The organism is Chitinimonas lacunae, from assembly GCF_042650885.1.
GTDB lineage: Bacteria > Pseudomonadota > Gammaproteobacteria > Burkholderiales > Chitinimonadaceae > Chitinimonas_A > Chitinimonas_A lacunae.
This window is the reverse complement of record NZ_JBHSBU010000001.1, coordinates 466,682-489,834: the sequence shown is the minus strand read 5'-3', so window position 1 is coordinate 489,834 and position 23,153 is coordinate 466,682. Positions and strand designations below refer to the sequence as shown.

General features: G+C 62.4%; 23 protein-coding genes. 13 read left to right on the top strand and 10 right to left on the bottom strand.

Going from position 1 to position 23,153, the window contains the following annotated elements; translation table 11 throughout:
- Positions 1-30 precede the first annotated feature (30 nt).
- Positions 31-798, top strand: coding sequence for a class II glutamine amidotransferase (locus tag ACFOW7_RS02090; RefSeq protein ID WP_378160501.1), 768 nt, complete (start codon positions 31-33; stop codon positions 796-798).
- Positions 799-1,160: 362 nt separating this feature from the next.
- Here ACFOW7_RS02090 and bioB read toward each other — a convergent pair whose 3' ends face one another.
- The gene (gene bioB, locus ACFOW7_RS02085) at positions 1,161-2,162 is read right to left on the bottom strand and encodes a biotin synthase BioB (protein WP_378160499.1); all 1,002 of its coding nucleotides are present in this window, start codon (positions 2,160-2,162) and stop codon (positions 1,161-1,163) included.
- On the opposite strand from bioB, the gene ACFOW7_RS02080 reads away from it, so the two are divergent.
- A complete protein-coding gene (locus tag ACFOW7_RS02080; RefSeq protein ID WP_378160497.1) occupies positions 2,106-2,951 on the top strand; it encodes a ComF family protein in 846 nt (281 codons plus the stop codon). The two genes, bioB and ACFOW7_RS02080, sit on opposite strands and share 57 nt — an antisense overlap.
- Before the next feature lie 53 nt (positions 2,952-3,004).
- On the top strand, positions 3,005-3,472 hold the full coding sequence (locus tag ACFOW7_RS02075) for a tRNA (cytidine(34)-2'-O)-methyltransferase (protein WP_378160495.1): 468 nt from the start codon (positions 3,005-3,007) through the stop codon (positions 3,470-3,472).
- Between the two features lie 117 nt (positions 3,473-3,589).
- Here the strand turns inward: ACFOW7_RS02075 and ACFOW7_RS02070 are convergent, their stop codons facing one another.
- Positions 3,590-4,909, bottom strand: coding sequence for an NAD(P)/FAD-dependent oxidoreductase (locus ACFOW7_RS02070; protein WP_378160493.1), 1,320 nt, complete (start codon positions 4,907-4,909; stop codon positions 3,590-3,592).
- Between the two features lie 266 nt (positions 4,910-5,175).
- Positions 5,176-5,859, bottom strand: a complete 684-nt coding sequence (locus ACFOW7_RS02065) for a phytanoyl-CoA dioxygenase family protein (protein ID WP_378160491.1) — start codon at positions 5,857-5,859, stop codon at positions 5,176-5,178.
- A 254-nt stretch (positions 5,860-6,113) separates the two neighbouring features.
- On the opposite strand from ACFOW7_RS02065, the gene tmk reads away from it, so the two are divergent.
- The 4 genes from tmk to ACFOW7_RS02045 are packed head-to-tail and all read left to right on the top strand — an operon-like array spanning position 6,114 to position 10,609.
- Positions 6,114-6,746, top strand: coding sequence for a dTMP kinase (tmk, locus tag ACFOW7_RS02060; protein WP_378160489.1), 633 nt, complete (start codon positions 6,114-6,116; stop codon positions 6,744-6,746).
- A gap of 14 nt (positions 6,747-6,760) precedes the next feature.
- Positions 6,761-7,762, top strand: a complete 1,002-nt coding sequence (gene holB, locus ACFOW7_RS02055) for a DNA polymerase III subunit delta' (protein WP_378160487.1) — start codon at positions 6,761-6,763, stop codon at positions 7,760-7,762.
- A 45-nt stretch (positions 7,763-7,807) separates the two neighbouring features.
- Positions 7,808-8,179, top strand: coding sequence for a PilZ domain-containing protein (locus ACFOW7_RS02050; protein ID WP_378160485.1), 372 nt, complete (start codon positions 7,808-7,810; stop codon positions 8,177-8,179).
- A 12-nt stretch (positions 8,180-8,191) separates the two neighbouring features.
- Positions 8,192-10,609, top strand: a complete 2,418-nt coding sequence (locus ACFOW7_RS02045) for a penicillin acylase family protein (RefSeq protein ID WP_378160483.1) — start codon at positions 8,192-8,194, stop codon at positions 10,607-10,609.
- A 278-nt stretch (positions 10,610-10,887) separates the two neighbouring features.
- Here the strand turns inward: ACFOW7_RS02045 and ACFOW7_RS02040 are convergent, their stop codons facing one another.
- The gene (locus ACFOW7_RS02040; RefSeq protein ID WP_378160481.1) at positions 10,888-11,505 is read right to left on the bottom strand and encodes a DJ-1/PfpI family protein; all 618 of its coding nucleotides are present in this window, start codon (positions 11,503-11,505) and stop codon (positions 10,888-10,890) included.
- 246 nt (positions 11,506-11,751) lie between these two features.
- Between ACFOW7_RS02040 and ACFOW7_RS02035 the strand changes: the two genes are divergently transcribed.
- The 3 genes from ACFOW7_RS02035 (at position 11,752) to ACFOW7_RS02025 (ending at position 14,119) form a co-directional block, all read left to right on the top strand.
- A complete protein-coding gene (locus ACFOW7_RS02035; RefSeq protein ID WP_378160479.1) occupies positions 11,752-12,528 on the top strand; it encodes a TatD family hydrolase in 777 nt (258 codons plus the stop codon).
- Entirely contained in the window at positions 12,525-13,295 is a 771-nt protein-coding gene (locus ACFOW7_RS02030; protein ID WP_378160477.1) for an MBL fold metallo-hydrolase, read from the top strand. The genes ACFOW7_RS02035 and ACFOW7_RS02030 overlap by 4 nt, the downstream gene beginning before the upstream one ends.
- A gap of 77 nt (positions 13,296-13,372) precedes the next feature.
- Positions 13,373-14,119, top strand: a complete 747-nt coding sequence (locus ACFOW7_RS02025) for an SIMPL domain-containing protein (protein ID WP_378160473.1) — start codon at positions 13,373-13,375, stop codon at positions 14,117-14,119.
- A 185-nt stretch (positions 14,120-14,304) separates the two neighbouring features.
- On the opposite strand, the gene pmbA is transcribed toward ACFOW7_RS02025, so the two are convergent.
- Entirely contained in the window at positions 14,305-15,654 is a 1,350-nt protein-coding gene (gene pmbA, locus ACFOW7_RS02020) for a metalloprotease PmbA (RefSeq protein WP_378160471.1), read from the bottom strand.
- Positions 15,655-15,748: 94 nt separating this feature from the next.
- Here pmbA and yjgA point away from each other — a divergent pair, with 94 nt between their 5' ends.
- Positions 15,749-16,327: a ribosome biogenesis factor YjgA gene (gene yjgA, locus ACFOW7_RS02015; protein ID WP_378160469.1), complete on the top strand. Its 579-nt coding sequence runs from the start codon at positions 15,749-15,751 to the stop codon at positions 16,325-16,327.
- Positions 16,314-16,916: a molybdopterin adenylyltransferase gene (mog, locus tag ACFOW7_RS02010; RefSeq protein WP_378160467.1), complete on the top strand. Its 603-nt coding sequence runs from the start codon at positions 16,314-16,316 to the stop codon at positions 16,914-16,916. Before yjgA ends, mog begins: the two co-directional genes overlap by 14 nt.
- A gap of 372 nt (positions 16,917-17,288) precedes the next feature.
- Here mog and ACFOW7_RS02005 read toward each other — a convergent pair whose 3' ends face one another.
- The 3 genes from ACFOW7_RS02005 to phaR form a co-directional block, all read right to left on the bottom strand.
- A complete protein-coding gene (locus ACFOW7_RS02005) occupies positions 17,289-18,437 on the bottom strand; it encodes an NAD(P)/FAD-dependent oxidoreductase (RefSeq protein WP_378160465.1) in 1,149 nt (382 codons plus the stop codon).
- Positions 18,438-18,761: 324 nt separating this feature from the next.
- The gene (locus ACFOW7_RS02000) at positions 18,762-19,700 is read right to left on the bottom strand and encodes a hydrogen peroxide-inducible genes activator (RefSeq protein WP_378160463.1); all 939 of its coding nucleotides are present in this window, start codon (positions 19,698-19,700) and stop codon (positions 18,762-18,764) included.
- A gap of 268 nt (positions 19,701-19,968) precedes the next feature.
- A complete protein-coding gene (phaR, locus tag ACFOW7_RS01995) occupies positions 19,969-20,550 on the bottom strand; it encodes a polyhydroxyalkanoate synthesis repressor PhaR (protein ID WP_378160461.1) in 582 nt (193 codons plus the stop codon).
- Between the two features lie 213 nt (positions 20,551-20,763).
- Here phaR and ACFOW7_RS01990 point away from each other — a divergent pair, with 213 nt between their 5' ends.
- Complete coding sequence (locus ACFOW7_RS01990; protein WP_378160459.1) at positions 20,764-21,312, top strand: phasin family protein; 549 nt, start codon at positions 20,764-20,766, stop codon at positions 21,310-21,312.
- Positions 21,313-21,412: 100 nt separating this feature from the next.
- Here the strand turns inward: ACFOW7_RS01990 and dcd are convergent, their stop codons facing one another.
- A complete protein-coding gene (dcd, locus tag ACFOW7_RS01985; protein ID WP_378160457.1) occupies positions 21,413-21,988 on the bottom strand; it encodes a dCTP deaminase in 576 nt (191 codons plus the stop codon).
- A gap of 44 nt (positions 21,989-22,032) precedes the next feature.
- Positions 22,033-23,121 (bottom strand): iron-sulfur cluster carrier protein ApbC, encoded by a 1,089-nt coding sequence (gene apbC / locus ACFOW7_RS01980; RefSeq protein WP_378160455.1) that lies wholly within the window; start codon positions 23,119-23,121, stop codon positions 22,033-22,035.
- Between the last annotated feature and the right edge of the window lie 32 nt (positions 23,122-23,153).

The following is a 23,153-nucleotide window of genomic DNA, read 5'->3' as shown; positions in this document are numbered from 1 at the left end:
AAACACAGCTTCGATTGGCGAGAAAAACCCATGTGCCAGCTCTTGGGCATGAACTGCAATGTACCGACCGATATCTGTTTTTCTTTCGAAGGTTTCCGCCGCCGTGGCGGCGACACCGATCACCACCGCGACGGCTGGGGCATCGGCTTCTTCGAGGATCGCGGTTGTCGGCTGTTCCTCGATTACCAGCCTTCTGCCATCTCCCCGATTGCCGAGCTGGTGCGCAATTACCCGATCAAATCGACCAATGTGATCGCCCATATCCGCAAGGCGACCGTGGGCGAGGTGTCGCTGGCCAATACCCATCCGTTCCGCCGCGAACTATGGGGCCGCTACTGGGTGTTCGCCCATAACGGCGACGTCAAGGACCCGCCCCGGCTCGACGGCCATCGTTTCCGCCCGGTCGGCAACACCGATAGCGAACATATGTTCTGCTGGCTGCTGGAGCGTCTTGCCGAGCGCTTTGTCGATTTCCCGGCCGAGGCCGAGCTGTTCGCCGTGCTGCGCGAGCTGGCGGCCGATCTGGCCCAGCGTGGCGTGGTCAATTTCATGCTGTCGAACGGCCAGTGGCTGGCCGCCCATTGCTCGACCCGGCTTCACTACATCGTGCGCCAAGCGCCGTTTGGCTGTGCCCATCTGGTCGATAACGACATCACGGTCGACTTCAGCGAGTACACCACCCAGCGCGATCTGGTATCGGTCATCGCCACCCAGCCGCTGACCGACAATGAGGTCTGGACCCCCATGGCCCCTGGTGAATTGCTGATCTTCCGCGACGGCATGCCGATGCGGCCCTGACCGCGATCTCAGGCCGGCTCACGCCGGTCTGCCTGATTGCCCTGTTTGCCGAAAACCCTTTACCTCAGCTCGGCCGCAATTGGGTATCCAGACGCACCAACTCGCCAAGACCGATCGGGACGCCCTCATCCGCGATTGCCTCGCTGCGGCGCGTCAGCACGCACCGAGCACTCACCCATCCTCCTTCTGCAAAAATAAGGGCCGGCTTTTGCCGACCCTTATTTCTTGTGACGACAGCGGCTGATGGTTGGCTCGGATGCCTGGACAAATATTTTTAGTATTCCTATTCAATGCAAAACAGCTCTAGCATTTGTTTTGCAGAACTTTTTCCAAAAAGCCAAACCACCCGCCAGGTAAACCCTTTACAGCTGCAAAGCCTCCAAGTCGAGCTTGGCGAACAATTGGCGGTCGCGTTCGACCTCGGGATTGCCGGTAGTCAGCAGCTTGTCGCCATAGAAGATCGAATTGGCGCCGGCGAGGAAGCACAGTGCCTGGACCGATTCGGGCATTTCCTGGCGACCGGCCGACAGCCGCACAAACGAAGTCGGCAGCATGATGCGGGCCACGGCGATGGTGCGGACGAATTCACTCCAGTCGAGCCGATCGCTGCCGGCAAGCGGGGTGCCTTCGACCTGGACCAGATTATTGATCGGCACCGATTCTGGCTGCGGATCGAGATTGGCCAGTTCGCGCAGCAGGCCGGCGCGCTGCTCACGGGTTTCGCCCATGCCGACGATGCCGCCGCAGCAGACGTTGAGGCCAGCGTCACGCACCTGACGCAGGGTATCGAGGCGGTCGTCGTAATCGCGGGTGGAAATGATGTCGCCGTACTTTTCCGGCGCGGTATCGAGGTTGTGGTTGTAGTAATCGAGCCCGGCGTCGCGCAGCTGGTCGGCCATGCCGGGCTTGAGCATCCCGAGTGTGGCGCAGGTTTGCAGACCGAGCGACTTGACCTCGGCAATCATCTGCTTGACCTGTTCCAGATCGCGTTGCTTGGGGCCGCGCCAGGCAGCGCCCATACAGAAACGCGAGGCGCCGGCATCGCGGGCGGCGCGGGCGGCGGCCAGCACGTCTTCGATCGGCAGCATTTCCTGGTTGGTGACGCCGGTCTGATAGCGCACCGACTGCGGGCAGTAACCGCAATCCTCGGGACAGCCGCCGGTCTTGATCGACAGCAGTGTCGACAGTTGCACCTTGTTCGGGTCGAAATGCTGGCGATGGACAGTCTGGGCTTGAAACAGCAGATCGTTGAACGGCAGCGAGAACAGGGCCAGCACCTGATCGAGCGGCCAGCGTTCGGTGCTGGCATGGGGTTCGGGCTTACGCTGCAGGGTAATGGCTTGCGCCGTGACAGGCTGGTTCATGCGGGTCTCTTCCACGACGTCGATTGTTTTAAGGTAGCGCGATTGTTCCGTTGGACCCTGCCCTTGTCAAATTTCCCCAGCCTGATATTCAACCACTGCTTAAATATTGCGCAACGTGCATTCGACCTGCTGTTGCCGGCGCAATGCGTGCTGTGCGGAAGTGCCGCCGATCGCCACGGACTCTGCCCAGGTTGCCGGCACGACCTTCCGCGCGCCGACGGTCCGCGCTGTCGCTTGTGTGCGGTGGCGCTGGGCAGCGGCGACTGTTGCGGCGACTGCCTGCACCACGCCCCGGGTTTCGACCATTGTCTCGCGGCCTGCCGTTACGACTGGCCGCTCGATGCGCTGATTCCGGCCTTCAAATACGGCGGCGATCTGAGTCTGGCCCGACCGCTGGCGAGCTTGCTGGCCGAACGGGTGGCTCAGGCCGAGCGGCCCGATCTGCTGCTGGCGCTGCCGCTTCATCCGCAAAGACAGCGGCAGCGCGGCTTCAACCAGTCGCTGCTGCTGGCTCGGCTGGTCGGTGCCCGACTGGGTCTGCCGCTCGATCGACGCGTCTTGCTCCGACAGCGCCCCACCCCGCCCCAGGCCTCGCAGTCACGTGCCGAACGTCGGCGCGCCATGCGTAATGCGTTTACGGCAAGGCGACGGCTCGACGGTCTGCATGTGGTGGTCGTGGACGATGTGATGACCAGCGGCGCCAGCCTCGACGCCGCCGCCCGCGCCCTCAAAGCAGCCGGGGCGCGCCGGGTCGATGGCTGGGTGGTGGCACGGGCCGACCGTCTGTAGCGGCGGCCAATTGCGCTACACTGCCGTCCGTTCCGTTTCTGCCTGCCAGCACCATGTTCGCCGTTATCCTGTTCCAGCCTGAAATCCCGCCCAATACCGGCAATGTCATCCGCCTCTGCGCCAATACCGGCTGCGAACTGCATCTGGTGCGGCCGCTCGGCTTTCCGCTCGACGACGCCCGGATGCGCCGCGCCGGGCTCGATTACCATGAATACGCTGCGATGCAGGTCCACGACGACTGGGAGAGCTGCCTCGCCGCCTTCGCGGGCCGACGCATCTTCGCCATGACCACCAAGGGCAGCACCCGTTACGACAGCGCGAGCTATCAGCCAGGTGATGTCTTCCTGTTCGGCCGGGAAAGCGCCGGCCTGCCCGAGGCGGTGCGTGACGGCTTTCCGCCCGAGCGGCGTATCAAGCTGCCGATGCGGCCTGACAACCGCAGTCTCAACCTCTCCAATGCGGTGGCCGTCACGGTGTTCGAAGCCTGGCGCCAGCATGGCTTTGCCGGGGCGGCACTCTAAGCAAGAGCCTCCCACTGGAAAATAAATGGCCCCAGCTGCACAAGGCAGCAAGGGCCTTTTAAATAGAAAATATAATTTCAGGAATTATTTAGTCTCGGACTGTCCACGACCGCCCCCTCAATGGAGCTTGATCCGCGGTCTATGCACCCGATCAAGCCATTCCGACAGGGTGATCAGTATGGTGCGTATCCAGCCCGACAAGGCCATCTGGTGCTGTTTATGCAGTCCCCAGTACATCAGCTTGGCCAGCTGCCCTTCGACAAACAGGCTGCCGCGCGACAGGCTGCCCATCAGGCTGCCGACCGAGGAATAGCTGCCAAGCGATACCAGGGAGCCGTAATCCTGGAACCTGAACGGCTTGAGCGGCCGATTCTCCAGCGCGCGGACCAGATTACCGGCCAGCAGCTCGGCTTGCTGATGCGCCACCTGGGCCCGGGCCGGCGCCCAGCTGTCGGGACCGTTGGGACAGGCGGCGCAGTCGCCAAAAGCGAAGATCAAGGGGTCGCGCGTGGTGCGCAGGGTTGGCTCCACCACCAACTGATTGATCTTGTTGGTTTCAAGGCCATCGATTTCATGAAGGAAGTCTGCTGCTTTGATGCCGGCGGCCCATACCGTGAGATTGCTGGGAATGAATTTCCCGCTTTTGAGCTTGACGCCGCGCTCGCTGACCTCGACCACCCGCTCACCGGTATGGATCTCAATATCGAGCTTATGCAGCTCGCGCGTCGCCGCCGCGGCCAGCCGTACCGGCAAGGCGGCCAGAATGCGTTCGTTGCCTTCCACCAGCACGATCTTGAAGCCCTTGTCGGGGTCAAGCCGCTCCAGGCCGAAACTCACCAGCACCTGGGCCGCCGCATGCAGTTCGGCAGCCAGCTCCACCCCGGTGGCGCCGGCGCCGATAATGCTGACCGTCATGCGCCGGCTGCCGTCCTCGTCAGGCAGGCTTTGCGCGCGCAGACAGGCGTCGATCAGCCGTTCGTGGAATTCGCGGGCAGCGGCGGGACTATCGAGATGGATGGCGTATTCATTGGCACCGGGGGTGCCGAAGTCGTTGGTCTGGCTACCGATGGCCAGTACCAGATAGTCGTAGGAAAGTCGTTGTGAGGGAAGAATCTCCTCGCCGTCGGAGGCGAGAAGCGGAGCGAGCAGAATTTCGCGGCGGCTGCGGTCTAGACCGGCAAAGCGTCCCTGACGGAACTGGAAGTGATGCCAACGCGCCTGGGCGATATATTCGATTTCCTCGGCGTGGCTGTCGTAGCTGCCGGCGGCCAGTTGGTGCAAGAGCGGTTTCCAGATATGGGTGCGCTGACTGTCGATCAGCACCACCTCCGCCTTGTTGCGCCGCCCGAGCCGATCGCCGAGTCGGGTCGCCAGCTCCAGGCCACCAGCCCCGCCACCGACGATCACGATGCGAGGCCGTCTTCTGTCCGTCTCCATGACGTTTTCCTTTTCAGAACGAAGATACGCGATTGTATGTCGAGGCCAGATTTCTTGCTGCACTGCAACAGCGAAAACCGGCATTCCTGAGCTGAATCGGCAAGGCAGGCAGCGTGCCCGGGCAGGAAATCCTGTCGCCAGCGTGGCCAGGAGAAACGGTGGAAGTCGGGCTGGAATCAGAAGCTGGCTAACAAACTGCGCAAAATGAAAATTTTGCGCAAATCTCCTGCAAGAAATAAAGCCATTTATGTAAAAAAGTATATTTTCTACTTTTCAATCTGTAGCGCCCAGCGCAAAGGCGCCGGGAGTTCATCGGCACTGTACTCCAGATGCAAAACCCGCCGTCGCGCCGCTGTAAGCGCCTTACGCGAGGCATGCAGCAACAGCGGCCGCATCAGCAGCACATCGCCGGCTGCTGCAGCGATCAACACCGGTTCGCCCAATGCCGTCGCCGCGTCTATCCCCTCCTCGGCAAGCCGACCTTGCCGATGGCTGCCGGGCAATACCCACAGTGCCCCATTGTCACGGTCAGCCGGGTCGAGATGCAGTCTGACCGTCAACATCCGCGCCAACAGCGCGTCGGGGGGCTGGACATGCACCACGCCCGCCTTTGACGACCAGGCAGAGAAACCGGGCAGCTCAGCGGCTTCGGAGACTGCAATGCTCAAATCCTGATGCCAGCCAACCTGCCAGTTGCGCGCGGCGGTCTTGTCGAAATAGAGCGCGCGCACCAGTCGGGCCTGGGGGCCAAGCCGCGCACGAACCGGGGCGTAGAGGTTTCCGGCTTCCACCAAAGGCCAGATTTCGGGGCAGGACTCGAGAATATTGCGGCGGCCAGCGCGTTCGGGAGGAATGCGGGACAGCACGGTTTTGAGGTAGTCGCACTGCTCGGCGTCGAGCTGGCCCGGAAGAAGTTGATAACCGCCTTCGCTCAAACCGTCCGGCGTCACACAAGCCCTCCACCCTGGCAACGCATTACCCGGCAATTCATTCCCCTCACAGCGTTGAAATGAGTCAGCGTCCGAGCCGGAACCCGAGCATCGACAGAGGCAGCCTCGGACGCATGGAGAAAGCATGATCGCTGGCTCGTCCGCAACCGGCAATAAGCCCCACTAAGCGATCGGGCACAGAATCCAGAAGGGCAGGCAGGCTCGCTACCCTCCCGGGGTATGGCGCTTGCAAATCCGCTTATAATCTCGCCACTATGCCAAAACCCCGCTTTATCTCCCTCGAAGGCCTGGACGGTGCTGGCAAAAGCACCCATCTCGATTGGCTTACCCGTTATCTGACGGAACATAAGATCGACCATCTGGTCAGCCGCGAGCCCGGCGGCACGCCGCTGGGCGAAAAGCTGCGCAGCCTGCTGCTCAGCGAGCCGATGCATGTCGATACTGAGGCGCTGCTGATGTTCGCCGCCCGACGCGAGCATGTGGCTCAGGTCATCGAGCCGACGCTGGCCGCCGGCCGCTCGGTGGTCAGCGACCGCTTTACCGACGCCAGCTACGCCTATCAAGGCGGTGGCCGCAATCTGGGCTTTGCGCGGGTGGCCGAGTTGGAGCGCTGGGCACTGAGCCGTGCCGACGGCAGTCTGCTTCAGCCCGATCTGACCCTGATCTTCGATATCCCGCTCGAAGTCAGCCGCGCCCGCCTCGCCGGCAGCCGCGACCTCGACCGCTTCGAGCGCGAGCACGATGCCTTCTTCGAGCGTGTCCGCGCCGCCTATCTCGAACGGGCCAGACTCGATCCGGAGCGCGTGCGACTGATCGATGCCTCCCAGACCATTGCCGTCATCCAGCAGCGCCTGGCGGCGCTACTGGCCGAATGCGGCATCGTCTAGAAACGGAACCCTCCATGCTCTACCCCTGGCATCAAGCGGCCTGGCACGAACTGCGCCAGCAGACGGCCCGCCTGCCCCACGCCTTGCTGCTGTGCGGCGAAGCGGGCATCGGCAAGCTGGCGTTCGGCCGTCATCTGGCCCAGTCACTGCTCTGCGAGAACGAAGCCGCCACGGCGCCGTGCGGTCATTGCGACGGCTGCCGCTGGTTTGAACTCGGCAACCATCCGGACTATCGTGAACTCGCCCCGCTTGGCAGCGACAGCGACGAAGAGGAAGGCACCAAGAAAAAGCCTTCGACCCAGATCACCATCGATCAGGTGCGCGAACTCAACGATTTCGTCAATCTGAGCGCCCATCGTGGCGGTCGGCGTGTCACGCTGATCCAGCCGGCCGATGCACTCAATCTGGCCGCCGCCAATGCCCTGCTGAAAACCCTGGAAGAGCCGCCCGAAGGAGCGATCTTTATCCTGGTCAGCCAGCAATGGCGCCGGCTGCTGCCTACGCTGCGCAGCCGCTGCCGTCGCCTGCCGCTGCCGCTGCCATCACGCGGACCGGCGCTCGAATGGCTGAGCAGCCAGGGTCTCAGCGAAGCCGAGCGTCATCTCGACGAAGCAGGCGGCGCACCGCTGTTGGCGCTTGAGCGCGCCGAAGCGGGCCTGGCCCAACAGCGTCGTGAGCTGCTCGACCAGTTGGCCGACCCGCGCAGGCTCGATGTGCTGAAACTGGCGGAAAAGCTCGATCGGCAGCATGTCGAAGTCGTGCAGGCGGTCGATTGGCTGCTACGCTGGATACACGATCTGGTCCGCCTGCGCCTGAGCGGCTCGACCCGCTACTTCCCGGCCGAAACCGCCCGACTGGCCGCGCTGGCTGATGCAGCAGACGTACAAAGGCTTATGCGTTATCATGACGATGTACTGGAAGCTCGGCGGCTCGCCCTGCATCCACTCAATCCGCGCCTGGTGTTCGAGCAGTTGTTATTCGGCTATCAGCAGGCGCTGCGCGGCGGACGCAGCTGACCAAGCGGGCCGCCCCGTTTCACGCAACTCGACGGAAGAAGCCAGATGGCAGAAGCTCCCAAGCCCGCCGCCGGACCGCGTCCCGGCGGTGTTTTGTCGCTCAGCATCAAGGAAAAGGCCGCCCTGTTCGCGGCCTATATGCCTTTTGTCAAAGGCGGCGGCATTTTCATCCCCACCCCCAAGGCCTACAACATCGGCGACGAAGTGTTCATGCTGCTGCAACTGATGGAAGAGTCGGCCAAGATCGCCGTTTCCGGTCATGTGGTCTGGATCACCCCGCCCGGCTCGCACGGCAACCGTACCCAGGGTATCGGCGTGCAATTCTCGTCCAATGAAGCCGGGGTACAGGCCCGCAATAAAATCGAAGGTCTGCTCGGCGGCGCACTGCAATCGAGCCGTACCACCCACACCATGTAAGGCGGACCCGCCTTGACCCCCACCACCCCGACCCGCCGGCCATGGCGTCTGTTGCGTCTGGCTGCGCTTGGCTGCGTTGCCACCACAGCGCTGCTGGCCACGGCGGGCTGGGGGGCGCTGCGTGCCAGCCTGCCCCAGCTCGACGGCGAGCGCGAGGTAGCGGGCCTGAGTGCGCCGGTCGATATCGAACGCGATGCCCTGGGCGTCCCCACGATCCGGGCGGCCGCACGCGGCGATATTGCCTACGCCCTGGGCTTTCTGCACGCCCAGGACCGCTTTTTCCAGATGGACCTGATGCGCCGCAGCGCCGCCGGCGAAGTGGCTGCACTGGTCGGGGCGGCAGCGCTGCCGATGGACCGGGCCAACCGGCTCCATCGTTTCCGCCAGCGCGCCGAAACCGCGGTAGCCGCCCTGCCGGCTGCCGACCGCCAGCTTCTGCAACGCTACAGCGACGGCGTCAACGCGGGCCTGGGCTCGCTCGATGCCCGGCCGTTCGAATATCTGCTGCTGCGCCAGCAGCCACAGTCCTGGCAACCGGCCGATAGCCTGCTGGTCGTCTACGCCATGTATTTCGATTTGCAGGGAAGTCAAGTCAGGCGCGAATTCGCCCGGGGCTGGCTGGCCGAGCGGGTCAATGCGGCGCAGCTGGCCTTTCTGCTGCCCGAGCAGAGCAACTGGGACGCCCTGCTCGACCGCGACGCCCCGCCACTGCGGGAACCGGCCCTGCCACGCAGCGCCCCGTCGTGGTGGCGAGGCCAGCTTACTTCGGCCATGGCCCCCGCGCGCCCCGATGCCAGTGCAAGCGGCAGCAATAACTGGGCGCTGGCTGGTAACCGTTCGGTACGCGGCGCGGCGCTGGTGGCCGACGATATGCATCTGGGCCTGCGCCTGCCCAACACCTGGTATCGGGCCGCCTGGCAATATCCCGACCGCAACGGCCCGCGCCGGGTGGTCGGCGTGACCTTGCCGGGCACACCGGTGATGGTGGTCGGCAGCAACGGCCGGGTCGCCTGGGGTTTCAGCAACAGCTACGGCGACTGGCTCGATCTGGTCGCCACCGAGGTCGATCACGACCACAGCCGCTACCGCTCGGCCGATGGCTGGCTGCCGCTACAGACAATCGACGAGACCATCGAAGTCAGCCACGACCGCCCAGCCCGGCTGACGGTGCAGGAAACCCATTGGGGTCCGCTATGGCGGGTCGGCGGTGTCGACTACGCGGTACGCTGGGTCGCCCACGATGCACGCAACGCCGTCAACCTCAATCTGCTGCGGATGGAAGCGGCCGACGATGTGGCCGGGGCACTTGCCGTGGGCCAGGTTTGCGGCATTCCGGCCCAGAATCTGATCGTCGGCGACAGCAGCGGCCATATCGGCTGGACCATCGCCGGCCTGCTGCCCAAGCGACCCTGGCCCGGTGAACGCAACAGCTTCCCGCTCAACGGCACCGATCCACATGCCGCCTGGACCACCTATTACGCCCCGGTCGACTATCCACAACGGGTCGATCCGACGGCCGGCCAGCTCTGGAGCGCCAATAACCGCCAACTAGGCGGACTCGATTACCTCAAGATCGGCGACGGCGGCGCCGACCTGGGTGCCCGGGCCACCCAGATACGCGACCGGCTGAGCAAGCTGGGCCAGGCCGACGAAGAGGATATGCTGGCCATCCAACTCGACGACCGTGCCCTGTTGATCGATGTCTGGCGCCAACGCCTGCTCAAGCTGCTCGACACCCAGGCCCTGTCGGAGTCACCGCGCCGCCGCGAGGCCCGGGCCCTGCTTGAGCACTGGAGCGGCCGGGCCGCAGCCGATGCGGTCGGTTACCGGATCGCCCGGGTATTCCGCGACCGGGTCTATCACGGCCTGTTTGGCAGTCTTGATCGCGAATTGCGACGCAGCCTGCCCGATGTGGAATACCGCGACGCCAACTCGCGCTGGGAAGTGGTGGCCAACCGCCTGCTCGATGCCGCACCCGACGCCTGGCTGCCGGTCGGCCATGCCGACTGGCGCGCCTTTCAGTTGGCCCAGCTCGACGCCGCTCTCAACGACCTGACGCCCGACAACCGACCGCTGGCCAAGGCAAGCTGGGGCGAGCGCAACCGCGCCAATATCGCCCATCCGCTGGCCCGTTTCCTGCCCTGGTTCGGCGACTTCCTGCGCGCCCCGACCGATCCGCTGCCCGGCGACGGCAATATGCCCCGGGTCCAGGGCCCAGGCTTTGGCGCCTCGGAACGGATGGTGGTGGCCCCCGGCCACGAGGAACGCGGCATCTTCCATATGCCGGGTGGCCAGAGCGGCCACCCGCTCAGCCCGTATTTCCTGGCCGGCCACGACGCCTGGGTACGCGGCCAACCTACCCCTTTCCTGCCCGGGCCCACGGTTCACAGCCTGCGCTTTACCCCCACCGTGCCAAATCCCGGCAGTTGATTGCCCTGCCAGGCAATCATTCATACAAAAAAACCGTCGAATGAATCGACGGTTTTTTTGTATGGATCAGATTTGTTGCTACGAGTCTCTTTCTGCATATTTAATTTCAATGCCTGCCCTATTTGGCATTGGAGGCTTACTACCGGGCCACCAAGCTCTGCTTAGCTGTCATGAGCCTTTTAAAAAGCTCTGTCTCTATTAATGGTTATTTTCTGTAGAGACCTTTGAGCTTCGCGCTTTCGTCGAGCTATCGGCGCCGTATGGAAAGCACGGACAAGTCAGACTTCTGTCGCTACAGGACAAAGATACGGCCCGATATGGCGCATGGCCCGCTCCACGTAATCTGCCTTTTCGCCAACTGGTGCGACGTAGTGCAAGGCGCTCTCGGCCGCTGCGACGCCTTGCAGCCGGGCGATGATCCAGGCAGCCAGATAAGGTGAGGCCATGCAGCCTCCAGCGGTTGCGACGTTTTCCCGGGCATAGAAAGGCTGATCCAATACCTCGATACCCCCCGCCTCCACCCACGGCCGGGTCGTCAGATCGGTACACGCCGGCACACCGTCCAGCAGCCCCAGCTTTGCCAGCACCAGCGCTCCGGAACACTGGGCCGCCAACAACTGCCGCGACGGGTCCAGCCGCAACTGTGCCATCAAGGCGGAATCGGCCACCACTTCCCTGGTCTTTGCGCCGCTGCCGACCAACACCGCATCGGCTTCGCACGCCTCTTGCAGCGATGCTTGTGCATCGATCGTCACACCATTCATCGAACGGACCCGAGCGGTCGGACTGGCAATCGACACGCGCCAGTCGGGCTGTTTGACGCGGCTGAGAATGCCCAGCGCAATCAGCGAGTCGAGTTCGTTGAAAGCATCGAAAGTCAGAATGGCGATATGCATGACGTGGTCTCCTCGGACTCTCAGTCTCTATGCCGCCTGGCTAGCAGCCAGTACAGCCCTTGCAAAGAACGGAAAAATCGAAAACTTGCTGCTCGACACGATATATGGCCTTCTCTCCAGGAAGAACGCATTAATTCAATAGCCCCCTCGCAAGCCTCGCCTGCTACCCAGCAGCATGGCGATACGCGCCGGCCACGACCAAACCGGATTAGAATGCCGGCTTGCCCGCCGTTTCCCCACTTGCCTATGTTTATCGATTCCCACTGCCATATCGACTTCCCCGAACTCGCCCAGGACATCGACCGCCTGCGCAGCGCGATGCGTGACAATCAGGTCAGCCATGCGCTATGCGTCTCGGTCAATCTGCCGCAATGGCCCGGGGTGATCGCGCTGGCGGAGCGCTTTCCCGAGATCTATGCCTCGGTCGGCGTCCATCCCGACTATGAAGATACCGAAGAGCCGACCGTCGAGCGGCTGGTGGAGCTGGCAGCCCATCCCAAAGTGATCGCCATCGGTGAAACCGGGCTTGACTACTACCGGCTCGAAGGCGACCTGGAATGGCAGCGTGAACGCTTTCGTGTCCATATCCGCGCCGCCCGTGCGACCGGGCTGCCGCTGATCATCCATACCCGCAGCGCTTCCGAAGATACGTTGCGCATCATGGAAGAAGAAGGCGCGGCCGAAGTCGGTGGCGTGATGCACTGTTTTACCGAAACCCAGCAAGTGGCCGATGCGGCGATCGCCATGAATTTCCTGATTTCGTTTTCCGGCATCGTCACCTTTAAAAATGCCGTACAGCTCAAGGAAGTGGCCCGGACCATTCCACTCGAATCGATGCTGATCGAGACCGATTCGCCCTATCTGGCGCCAGTGCCGTTCCGGGGCAAGACCAACCATCCGGCGCTGGTGCGCCATGTGGCCGAACATATCGCCGAACTGCGCGGCCTGCCGCTTGCCACCATTGCTGAAGCCACCACCGCCAACTTCGCCCGACTGTTCAAGCTCGAAGGCCGCCTTACATGAAGGTCGATGTCACCTTGCTCGGCGTGGGATCGAGTGGCGGCACTCCGGCCATTGGCTGTGACTGCCCGACCTGCCGCTCGACCGATCCGCGCAACCGCCGCACCCGCGCCTCGGCCCTGCTGACGGCGGGCGGGCTTAACTGGTTGATCGATACCGGCCCCGATCTGCGGCAACAGACGCTGCGCGAAGGTTTTACCCGGGTCGATGCGGTGCTCTATACCCATCCGCATGCCGACCACCTCAATGGCATCGACGATCTGCGCGCCTTCTGCTACGTCGCCAAGGCACCGATTCCGGTGTTCGGCAACGACTATATGATGCATGACATCGAAACCCGCTTTCACTACACCACCCTGCCGCCAGGCCCATGGTGGGACCGGCCGGCGCTCCAGACCACGCCAGTCCAGGGCCCGTTCTGCCATCGAGGCGTCGAGGTGGTGCCGATTCCGCTGCTGCACGGCAAATGGCCGATCTATGGCTATCGGATCGGTCGGGTTGCCTATCTGACCGATGTGTCGGAGATCCCCGAGAGCAGTCTGGCATTGCTCGAAGGTCTCGATCTGCTGCTGCTCGACTGCCTGCGCGAACAGGCCCACTTCACCCATTTCGGCGTGGAAGAGGCACTCGCTGCTGCCGCCCGGATCAAGGCGCGCCGTACCGTGCTGATCCATATGACCCACGAACTCGAATACCACGCCCTGAGCGCCCGGCTACCTGCTGGCATCGAAGTGGGCTACGACGGCATGCGGCTGGGAGTCGAAGGTTAGTCTGCCGGTAAAAAGCACCGCCCAAGGCTTGCCTTTGCTGCGTACACTGCGGCCTTTCCCCTCATAAAAAAGCCGCTATGGAAAATTCCTCCCGTCCCTCGCTATTGGGCCTTGGCCTGAGCATTGCCGTCGGACTGATCGCCTCTTCCGCCATCGTCAGCTATACCCTCGACCGAATGGCCAGCAACAAGCAATCGATTACCGTGAAGGGACTGGCCGAGAAGTCGGTCCGGGCCGATCAGGCGCGCTGGCGCATCGTGGTGCATGGCCACGCCCCGGTACTCGCTGACGCCTTTGCCGCGCTGCGCGCCAATCAGCCCAAACTGCGCAGCTTCTTTGTCGAACAGGGTTTCAAGCCCGAACAGGTCACGCCGGGACGCGAGACTTACCAGCCAGTCCATAAAGTTGACCAGGACGGCCGTGAATTGCGCGAGATCGAGAGCTATACCGCCTCGCAGGAACTGCTGCTGACCAGCAGCGATGTGGCGGCGGTGGACAAGGCGGCCGGACGGATCGTCAGCCTGGAAGAAAGCGGCGTGCCGATCAGCGTGCAGAATCCGGAATATCTGGTCAGCGGACTGGAACAGGTCAAGATGTCGCTGATCGCCAGCGCCACCCGCAACGCCCGCGAGCGCGCCAGTGAATTTGCCAAGACCGGCGACGCCCAGGTCGGTGCGATGAAATCGGCCAATCAGGGGGCTTTCTATATCCTGCCGGCGCAGGGCGGCGGCAGCGACGATGAATATGGCGGTGCCTACGATAAAACCACCATCGATAAACTGGCGCGGGTGGTGGTGACGGTGGAGTATGGGATCAGCCAATAAGCCACGACGGGACGAGACACTCGGCGGCTAAGCGCGTGGATTTGCCTGTTCGACTCGGTACGACATAAGCGGGCGGCCGAGGAGGCATCATCCTGATCTTGGCCTGAAATCAATGTTTCATAAGGTAAGCGCCAGTAGATCTGGCGCTTATTTTGCAGAATTTATTCTATTTACTGCGTCTGGGCTTAATCTCCCGCCACGGTCATTCTCTCGATCAGTACCGAACCGACCCGCTTGCTGCCGCGCATTTCGATATCGCTGCCGATGGCCACGATATGCTGGTACATCTCGCGCAGATTGCCGGCGATGGTGATTTCCTCGACCGGGTAGGCGATCTCGCCATTCTCGACCCAGAAGCCGGCAGCTCCGCGCGAATAATCGCCCGTCACACCATTGACGCCCTGGCCGAGCAGCTCCGTCACCAGCAGACCGGTGCCGAGCCGCTTGCGCATATCGGCGCCATCACCGGCAGTTGGCTGCACCAGCAGGTTATGGCAGCCGCCGCTATTGCCGGTGGAGACCATGCCGAGCTTGCGGGCCGAATAGCTGGCCAGGAAATAGCCGTTGATCACGCCGTTTTCCACCAACTGACGCCGCTGGGTCGCCACGCCTTCGCCATCGAACGCCGAGCTGGCCAGTGCACGCGGAATAAACGGGTCTTCGACGATATTGACCAGCGGCGAAAACACCCGGGTGCCCAGCGAATCGAGCAAGAAGGTGGCTTTGCGGAACAGCGAACCGCCGCTGATCGCCGACACCAGATGGGTCAGCAGACCTGCGGACATCGACGGGTCGAACAGTACCGGATAAGTGCCGGTCTTGAGCCGACGCGCTCCCAGCCGTGCCAGGGCGCGTTCGCCGGCGCGGCGACCGACGGATTCGGCGGCTTCCAGGTCCTGTGGGGAACGCGCCGTGGTGTACCAGTAGTCACGCTGCATGGCGTCGCCTTGCTGGGCGATCACCACGCAGGACACTGAATGACGGGTGGTGGCCGACGGCCCGATAAAGCCATGGCTGTTGCCGTAGACCGACAGGCCGGCCTGGGACGACACGGTAGCGGCTTCGGTATTGCTGATCCGGCCATCGACAGCGCGCGCGGCACGTTCGGCGCGACGTGCCAGCTCGACCGCTTCATCGGTCGACAAGGCCCAGGGGTGGAATACATCGAGGTCGGGAAACTCCCGTGCCAGCCGGTCGGGGTCAGCCAGGCCCGCGCAGTCATCCTCAGCGGTATGGCGGGCAATCGCCAGCGCAGCTTCGACGGTGTCGCGCAGCGCCTGCGGCGAGAAATCGGAAGTGCTGGCGTGGCCTTTGCGCTGGCCTTGATAGACCGTGACGGTGATGCCCTTGTCGCGGTTGTATTCGATGGTTTCGACTTCATCCAGGCGGACAGTGACGCCCTGCCCCACCCCTTCCGATACTTCGGCTTCGGCCGCCGTGGCCCCGTTCTGCTTGGCGATCTGCAAGGTCTGTTCAACCAGATCGATCAGTTGTGCTTCTGAATAGGAAAAGCCGGATGCGGAGTTTTCGGACACTGGGTAGCCTCGTTATTCTGGATGCACACCGTTCGGGCCGGTGCATGGTTCCGGTATGATAGCAGGCTGAACGAACACCCGTGCCCGGCACACCATGCACCACGAAGAACACGACGATTACGAAGAAGACGGCCGCGTCAGCAAAAGTCAGCTTAAACGCGATATGCAGGCGCTCCAGGAACTGGGCGAGCAACTGATCGGGCTTGGCCGCGATCAATTGCTCAAGCTCGATCTGCCGGAGAGGCTGTTCAATGCCATTCTCGAAGCCAAGCGCATCACGCATTTCGGTGCGCTCAAACGGCAACGCCAATATATCGGTCGCCTGATGCGCGATGTCGATCCCGCCCCGATCCAGGCGCTGCTCAGCACCCTCAAGGGCGAAAACGACGAGCACACTGCCTGGCTTCACCATCTCGAACGCCAGCGCGATCTGCTGTTGGCCGAGGAACACCGGGTCGCCGCCCTGATCGAGGAACATCCTGACCTCGATATCCAGCATCTGCGCCAACTGGTCCGCAACGCCCGCAGCGAGCGCGCCAGCCAGTCCACTCCGAACCCCAAACCGCCCAAGGCCTATCGCGCCTTGTTCCAGTTGCTCAAGACGCTGTATCCGGAGCCACCACTAGGCGGCACAGCCGCCGAGGACGACGAGGAAGAGGATGATGAGCGATAAAGCGCTGAAGATCGGTCTGGTATCGATCAGCGACCGCGCCAGCCAAGGCATCTACGAAGATCGTGGCCTGCCGGCGCTGCGCGACTGGCTCAGCGCCGCCCTGGCTACGCCTTTCAGCACAGTGGAGCGTCTGATCCCCGATCAGCGGCCCGAGATCGAAGCCACCTTGATGCATCTGGTCGATGATCTGGCATGCGATCTGGTTCTGACCACCGGCGGCACCGGCCCGGCCCCGCGCGATGTCACCCCGGAAGCCACGCTGGCCGTGGCCGATCGGGAAATCCCGGGGTTTGGTGAGCAGATGCGCCAGATCGGCTTGCGCTTCGTGCCCACCGCTCTGCTGTCACGCCAGGTCGGCGTGATCCGCGGCCAGGCGCTGATCCTTAATCTGCCGGGCCAGCCCAAATCGATCCGCGAGACGCTCGAAGGGCTCAAGGACGAAAACGGCACGGTCATCGTCCCCGGTATCTTCGCTGCCGTGCCCTATTGCCTCGATCTGATCGGCGCTCCCTATATCGAAACCCACCGCGACGTGGTCGCCGCATTCCGCCCCAAATCGGCGCAGCGGCCACCTGCCGACGCAAGTTGATCGATGGCGAGGACGCCCGAAAAGGTGTCCTCGGACAATATTTCTGCCAAATATCTGCCACACCCAGCAATACTATTGTACAGAAATATCATTTTCCGGTCTTACCCCCTTACACCTGGCATCCAAGCCTGCCAACCGGTAGATAACGTCCCACACCTTCCCCCACATTGCTGCTTGTGATGGAGGCAATGGCCGCAGGTATCCTGCGGTCTGCCCTCGCTACGATGCTGGTGATCTTGGACGCCATGCTCAGCGCTTTTCCGAACAAACCGGCGTTCAATCGTCCGGACACCGAACGACAGCTTCGGACCGATCAATAAGCCCGATCAGCGACGCCGATTCAGACGGCAGTGCTCTACAAGCCGATAGGGACTATTCCAGCCATGAAGGCAATTGCGCGGCCAAGCTCTGCCGCTCGGCCGTTGCCGTGCCGAGCAGGGCAAATCCCAGCAGTGTCCCGCCTTCTGCCACAAACAGCGCCTTGACTCCGTCTGTGCTTGTCTCGACCTGCCACTGCCCGCCCATGCCAGGCGCGGGCGGCGCGACCACAGTGGGACAGGCCGGGGTCTTCACCAGCACCGGCATCGCCGGATAACGCAATGCCGTCGGCTGACCGGCCAGCGTCGGACCAAGTGCACGGGCTGCCTGCATGATCGGCATCACGAAGGGCAGCACCCAACCGGCCACTTCGGCGCAGTCGCCCAGGGCATAGATATCCGGGTCGCTGGTTTGCAGGAAACGGTCCACCACGATGCCGCGACTGACCAGCAGCCCAGCCGCCTGCGCCAGACCCAGCCGTGGCCGCAGCCCGATGGCCGACAGCACCAGATCGGCTTCCAGTGTCGAGCCGTCCGATAGTTGCAGCAGATAACCCTGACCGTTGGGGCTTACCTCGGTTGCGCTGGTGCCGAACCGGAAAGCTACGCCCAGCGCTTCGAGCCGCTCGCGCATGAAACGGCCGGCCACTTCGGGCAGCAGACGCGACAGCGGCCAGGCAGCCGGATCGAGCAATGTCACTTCAAAGCCGGCGCCGGCCAGATCGTTGGCGAATTCACAGCCGATCAATCCGGCGCCCAGAATGGCCAAACGGCGCCGGCCGGCGCTGGCGGCACGAAACAGGCTGTAGTCGGTGAGATCGTTGACGTGGAGCACATCCTTGGCACCCTCCCCACTCAACCCTGGCGTAAAGGGATCGGCCCCCAAGGCCAGCACCAGCTTCCGATAGGCCAACCTCTCGCCGCCCACTTCGATCACGTGTGCCGCCCGATCGATCGATTCGACCCGGCTGGCAGTGCGGATATCGGCCCGCAACTCTTCCGCCATCTTGGGTGCGCTTTTCATCGCCAATTGCTCGGGGGCCTTGCCGGAAGCAAAGGCATTGGACAGCATCGGCTTGGAATAGAATGTGCCGTCGTCGCTGGTGATCAGGCGCAGCGGCACCTCAGGGGCCAGCTTGCGCAATTCGCGGGCAACGGTATAACCGGCCAGGCCGGTGCCGATGATGGTGATGGCGGCGGACATAAAGTCTCCTTGAGGAAATAGCAAAATCATGGCAGCCCGCTCAGGCGGATCGAGCCAGGTCACGGCCAGGGGCACACGGGTCGGCAGCTCGCAAGTCCTGGAAGGCTGCGCTCGGAGCCGATCGGTACGAGGCGCGTGACCGATATTCTTTTTTCTGGTGACTGGCGCGATGGTACCAGTGGAAGTCATCTTAACAGCCACTTGCCGCCGGACAGGCTGTCAGCGCACGGCAGCGATCGCTGGTACATCATTTACAGCGGGCCAATGAAAAAGCCCGGCGAAGTGCCGGGCTTGGTGAGATGGCGTCGGAAATCGGGCCAGCGCTTACTCGACGGGCGCATCGGGCAACATCACCACCGTGGGCAGACCGCAGTCGAGAATGGCTCGACGTACCGCCTCGATCGCTTCGCGGCGCGGGAAATTACGCCGCCACGCCAGCACCACCCGACGCATCGGCACCGGTTCGGCAAACGGGCGGATCGACAGCAATTGCCCGTCGCCAGCCGTGACCGAGGTGGCCGGCAGCACCGTCACCCCAATACCGCCGGCCACCATATGGCGAATGGTAGTGAGCGAACTGCCCTGCAAGGTGCGTTGCAGGCTGCTGCCGGTCGGCAGGGCCTCGCGGTTGAGTTCAGGGCAGGTTTGCAGGATCTGGTCGCGGAAACAGTTTCCGGGCGACAGCAGCAGGACGTTTTCCGCTTCGAGCTGAGCGGCATCGATCCGCTCCTGGGCCTCCCACGGGTGATTGAGGGGAGTGGCCACCACAAAAGGCTCGTCGTAGATCGCCTGGGTGGCGATACCGCTTTCCCGGAACGGCTCGGACAGGACCGCCACATCGATCTCGCCTTGCTTCAGCATTTCGGCGAGCCGGACCGTGTAGTTTTCTTCGAGCAGAAGCTGCATCTGCGGCGCCCGCTGGCGTAACACCGGAATCAGATAAGGCAGCAGATAGGGACTGATGGTGTAGATGGCGCCGAGCCGCAGAGGGCCGGAAAGCGGATCCTTGCCCTGTTCGGCCAGTTGCTTGATGGTCTGGACCTGCTCCAGCACCCGCTGGGCTTCGGATACGATGCGCTCGCCGATCGGCGTCACCGACACATCGCCGGCTGAGCGCTCGAACAGGGTGACACCCAGTTCGTCTTCGAGTTTTTTCACGGCCACCGACAAGGTCGGCTGGCTGACAAAGCAAGCCGCCGCCGCCCGGCCAAAATGACGTTCCCGGGCGACGGCGACGATATATTTCAGTTCGGTCAGTGTCATGGCGGCAGCCGTTGGTTAGACAATCGGACCGGGCTGGCAGATGGCGCGGCCTGTTGCCTTGGCCGCGGCCGCCAGCCCCTATGCTTCCCCAATATAGGACAAGACCATAGTGATGCAGGATATCTAGGTGCAATCACTATCGCTCCGGCCGACGATTGGTATAGGCAGCCGGTTCTCACGGTGGTACAGGGAGAAACATTAAAACAAGGCGGGCATGTCATCTGACATGCCCGCCCGCTCTGGCAAGCGAGAGAACGGCAGCGCCGTGCTATTTCTTGCCCTCGTTGTTAGGCTTATCACCGGTCGGCGGCGGAAAGCCCTGGAAACCGAAACCACTCCAGAGGTTCTTGGCGCGATCCTGCAACTGTTGCTGCATCTCGACGAACATATTGGTGCTCTGTTCCAGATAGCTGGTCATCATGTTCTGCATCGCCGGCCCTTGGAACTTCATGAATTCGCCCCATAGGTTGGCATTGGCCGCCATCGGATTATCGCCGCCGTAGACGGACTTCGATTGATCCTGCAACCGTTGCTGCATCTGGGCGAAGAGTTGCAGGTTCTTTTCCAGGTAGTTACCCATCAGGCCCTGCATGGCGTGACCGTAGAAGCGGATGATCTGGGTCAGCATGTCATAGCTGAACATCGGCGCGCCGCCGTTTTCCTCTTCCAGGATGATCTGCAACAGCACGCTGCGGGTGATGTCTTCGTGGGTCTTGGCGTCCTCGACCAAGATGTCGACATTCTCCAGGACCAACTGCTTCACGTCTTCGAGCGTGATATAGCAACTCGTCGCGGTATCGTAGAGGCGCCGGTTCGGATATTTCTTGATGATGCGCTTTTCTTCGCTCATCGATCTCCCCATCCATTTTTCAAATCAACGACTTAATAGCCTGCCGCCCCGCTTGCGCCATAGTTTTTGCTGCGCTGCACAAGAAATTCGTTGACAGTCCACAGCAGCGTTTCTAGAATCGATTTCGGATTGTGCGGAGCAACATTACTATACCAGAAACGACCGTCCGCGCAGTGTCCGTCTTGCTACAGCACAAGTCAAAGGAGATTAGCCATGGTCGCACAGAACACCCAAGCATACACCGAATTCCTCAACCAGCAGTTGGAGACCGTTTTGCGGGTCTCCAAGATCGGTCTGGACAGCAGCGAACGCCTCGCCAGGCTGCAAATCGATACCGCCAAACAGACCATCGAACAACTGGCCCAAACCACTTCCCGCCTCAATGAACCCCGTGATCTGCAATCGACCCTGGCGCTGCGCGCCGAATTGACCCAGCAGATCGTCGAATCCTCGCTCGGCCTGTCGCGCAATCTGTACGAACTGTACTCCCAGACCCAAACCGAGCTGTCGCAACTGTTCGAAGAACGCCTCAATACCTTTAATCGCAGCGTCGTCTCCGCCATGGACCGTGCCGCCCGCTCCGCGCCTGCCGGTACGGATGTGATGGTGTCGAGCGTCAAATCGACCGTCGCCGCCACCGCAGCCGCCGTCGACAGCATGACCAAGGCCGCCAAGCAAGTGGCCGAATTTGCCGACGCCAGCGTCAAGGCTGCGACCACCGCCACCAGCGACGCCGTCAAATCCGCCAGCCGCGTCAACTAAGACCGCTTCTGGCAAAAAAGCCCGCTTACTAAGCGGGCTTTTTTATTTTTTTGCTCGATAAGGCTGCAAATCTTGCGAAAGATTGGCAGTTTATTTTCTATCAAGCCTTGGGCAGAGTCACGCCAACCTGTCCTTGATACTTGCCGCCACGATCGCGGTAGGACACCTCGCACACATCATCGGCATCGGCCTCGAAGAACAGCACCTGGGCGCAGCCTTCACCGGCATAGATCTTGGCCGGCAGCGGCGTGGTATTGGAGAACTCCAGCGTCACATAGCCTTCCCACTCGGGTTCGAACGGGGTGACGTTGACGATGATGCCGCAGCGGGCATAGGTCGATTTGCCCAGGCAGATCGTCAGGACATTGCGCGGAATGCGGAAGTATTCCACCGTGCGCGCCAGGGCAAATGAATTGGGCGGAATGATGCAATAGCCCTTGCCCGATACATTGACAAAGCTCTGTTCGTCGAAATTCTTCGGATCGACGATGGTGGAATTCAGATTGGTGAAGACCTTGAATTCGTCAGCGCAGCGGATATCGTAGCCATAGCTCGACGTGCCGTAGGACACGATTCGCTGGCCATCAACGCTGCGTACCTGGCCCGGCTCGAACGGCTCGATCATGCCGTGATCGGCTGCCATGCGGCGTATCCAGCGGTCGGATTTGATGCTCATAGAAAACTCCGTGGTCGCGGCGACCTTCGGGTCGCCTGCCATCGTCAGGTATTTTGGATCACGATCTTCGGCATCCGCGCCGAAAAATCCTTGGCCTTCTCGCCGATCTTCACAGCCACCCGGCGGGCGATAGTCCGGTACAACTGCGCTACCTGGCCGGTTGGATCGGCCACCACCGAAGGTCGGCCCTCGTCGGTCGATTGACGGATGCTCAAGTCAAGCGGCAACTGACCCAGCAGCTCCACGCCATACTCGGCAGCCATCCTGGCACCGCCGCCCTCGCCAAAGATCGGCTCGGCATGACCGCACTGCGAGCAGATATGGATGGCCATATTCTCGACGATCCCGGCCACCGGCACCCCGACCTTCTCGAACATTCTCAGGCCCTTACGCGCATCGAGCAGCGCAATATCCTGCGGCGTGGTGACGATCAGCGCTCCGGTCAACGGTACGCGCTGCGACAGCGTCAGCTGAATATCACCGGTACCGGGCGGCAGATCGATCACCAGATAGTCGAGCGACTCCCAGCGGGTATCGGTCAGCAGCTGCATCAGGGCCTGGGTCACCATCGGCCCGCGCCAGACCATCGGCTGCTCGGCATCGATCAGGAAACCGATGCTCATGGTCTGCAAGCCATGGGCACGCAGCGGCACGATGGTCCGGTCATCAGGCGACTCGGGTCGCGCGCCTTGCAGACCCAGCATCATCGGCTGCGACGGACCATAGATGTCGGCGTCCAGCAGCCCCACCATGGCGCCTTCGGCGGCCAAGGCCAGCGCCAGATTGACGGCGGTGGTCGATTTGCCGACCCCGCCCTTGCCGCTTGCCACGGCAATGACGTTCTTGACCCCGGGCAGCGGCGTCAGGCCGCGCTGTACGGTATGGGCATCGATCTGGTGACTGACCGTCACCTCGACCTCGGCTACGCCCGGCACGGCAGCCAGCGCCGCCGCCAGCTCGGCCTTGATGGCGGCGTAGCGGCTCTGCGCCGGATAGGGCAGCACGATATCGAGCTGCACCCGACTGCCATCCACATTGAGCTCTCGTACCGATTTCAGCGTCACATAGTCGCGGCCGCTGTCGGCATCGATACAGGTTTTCAGTAAGTCCAGCAGTTGGGCTTCGCTGACCATGGCACGACTCCGTCGAAACAAGGGAAACATCG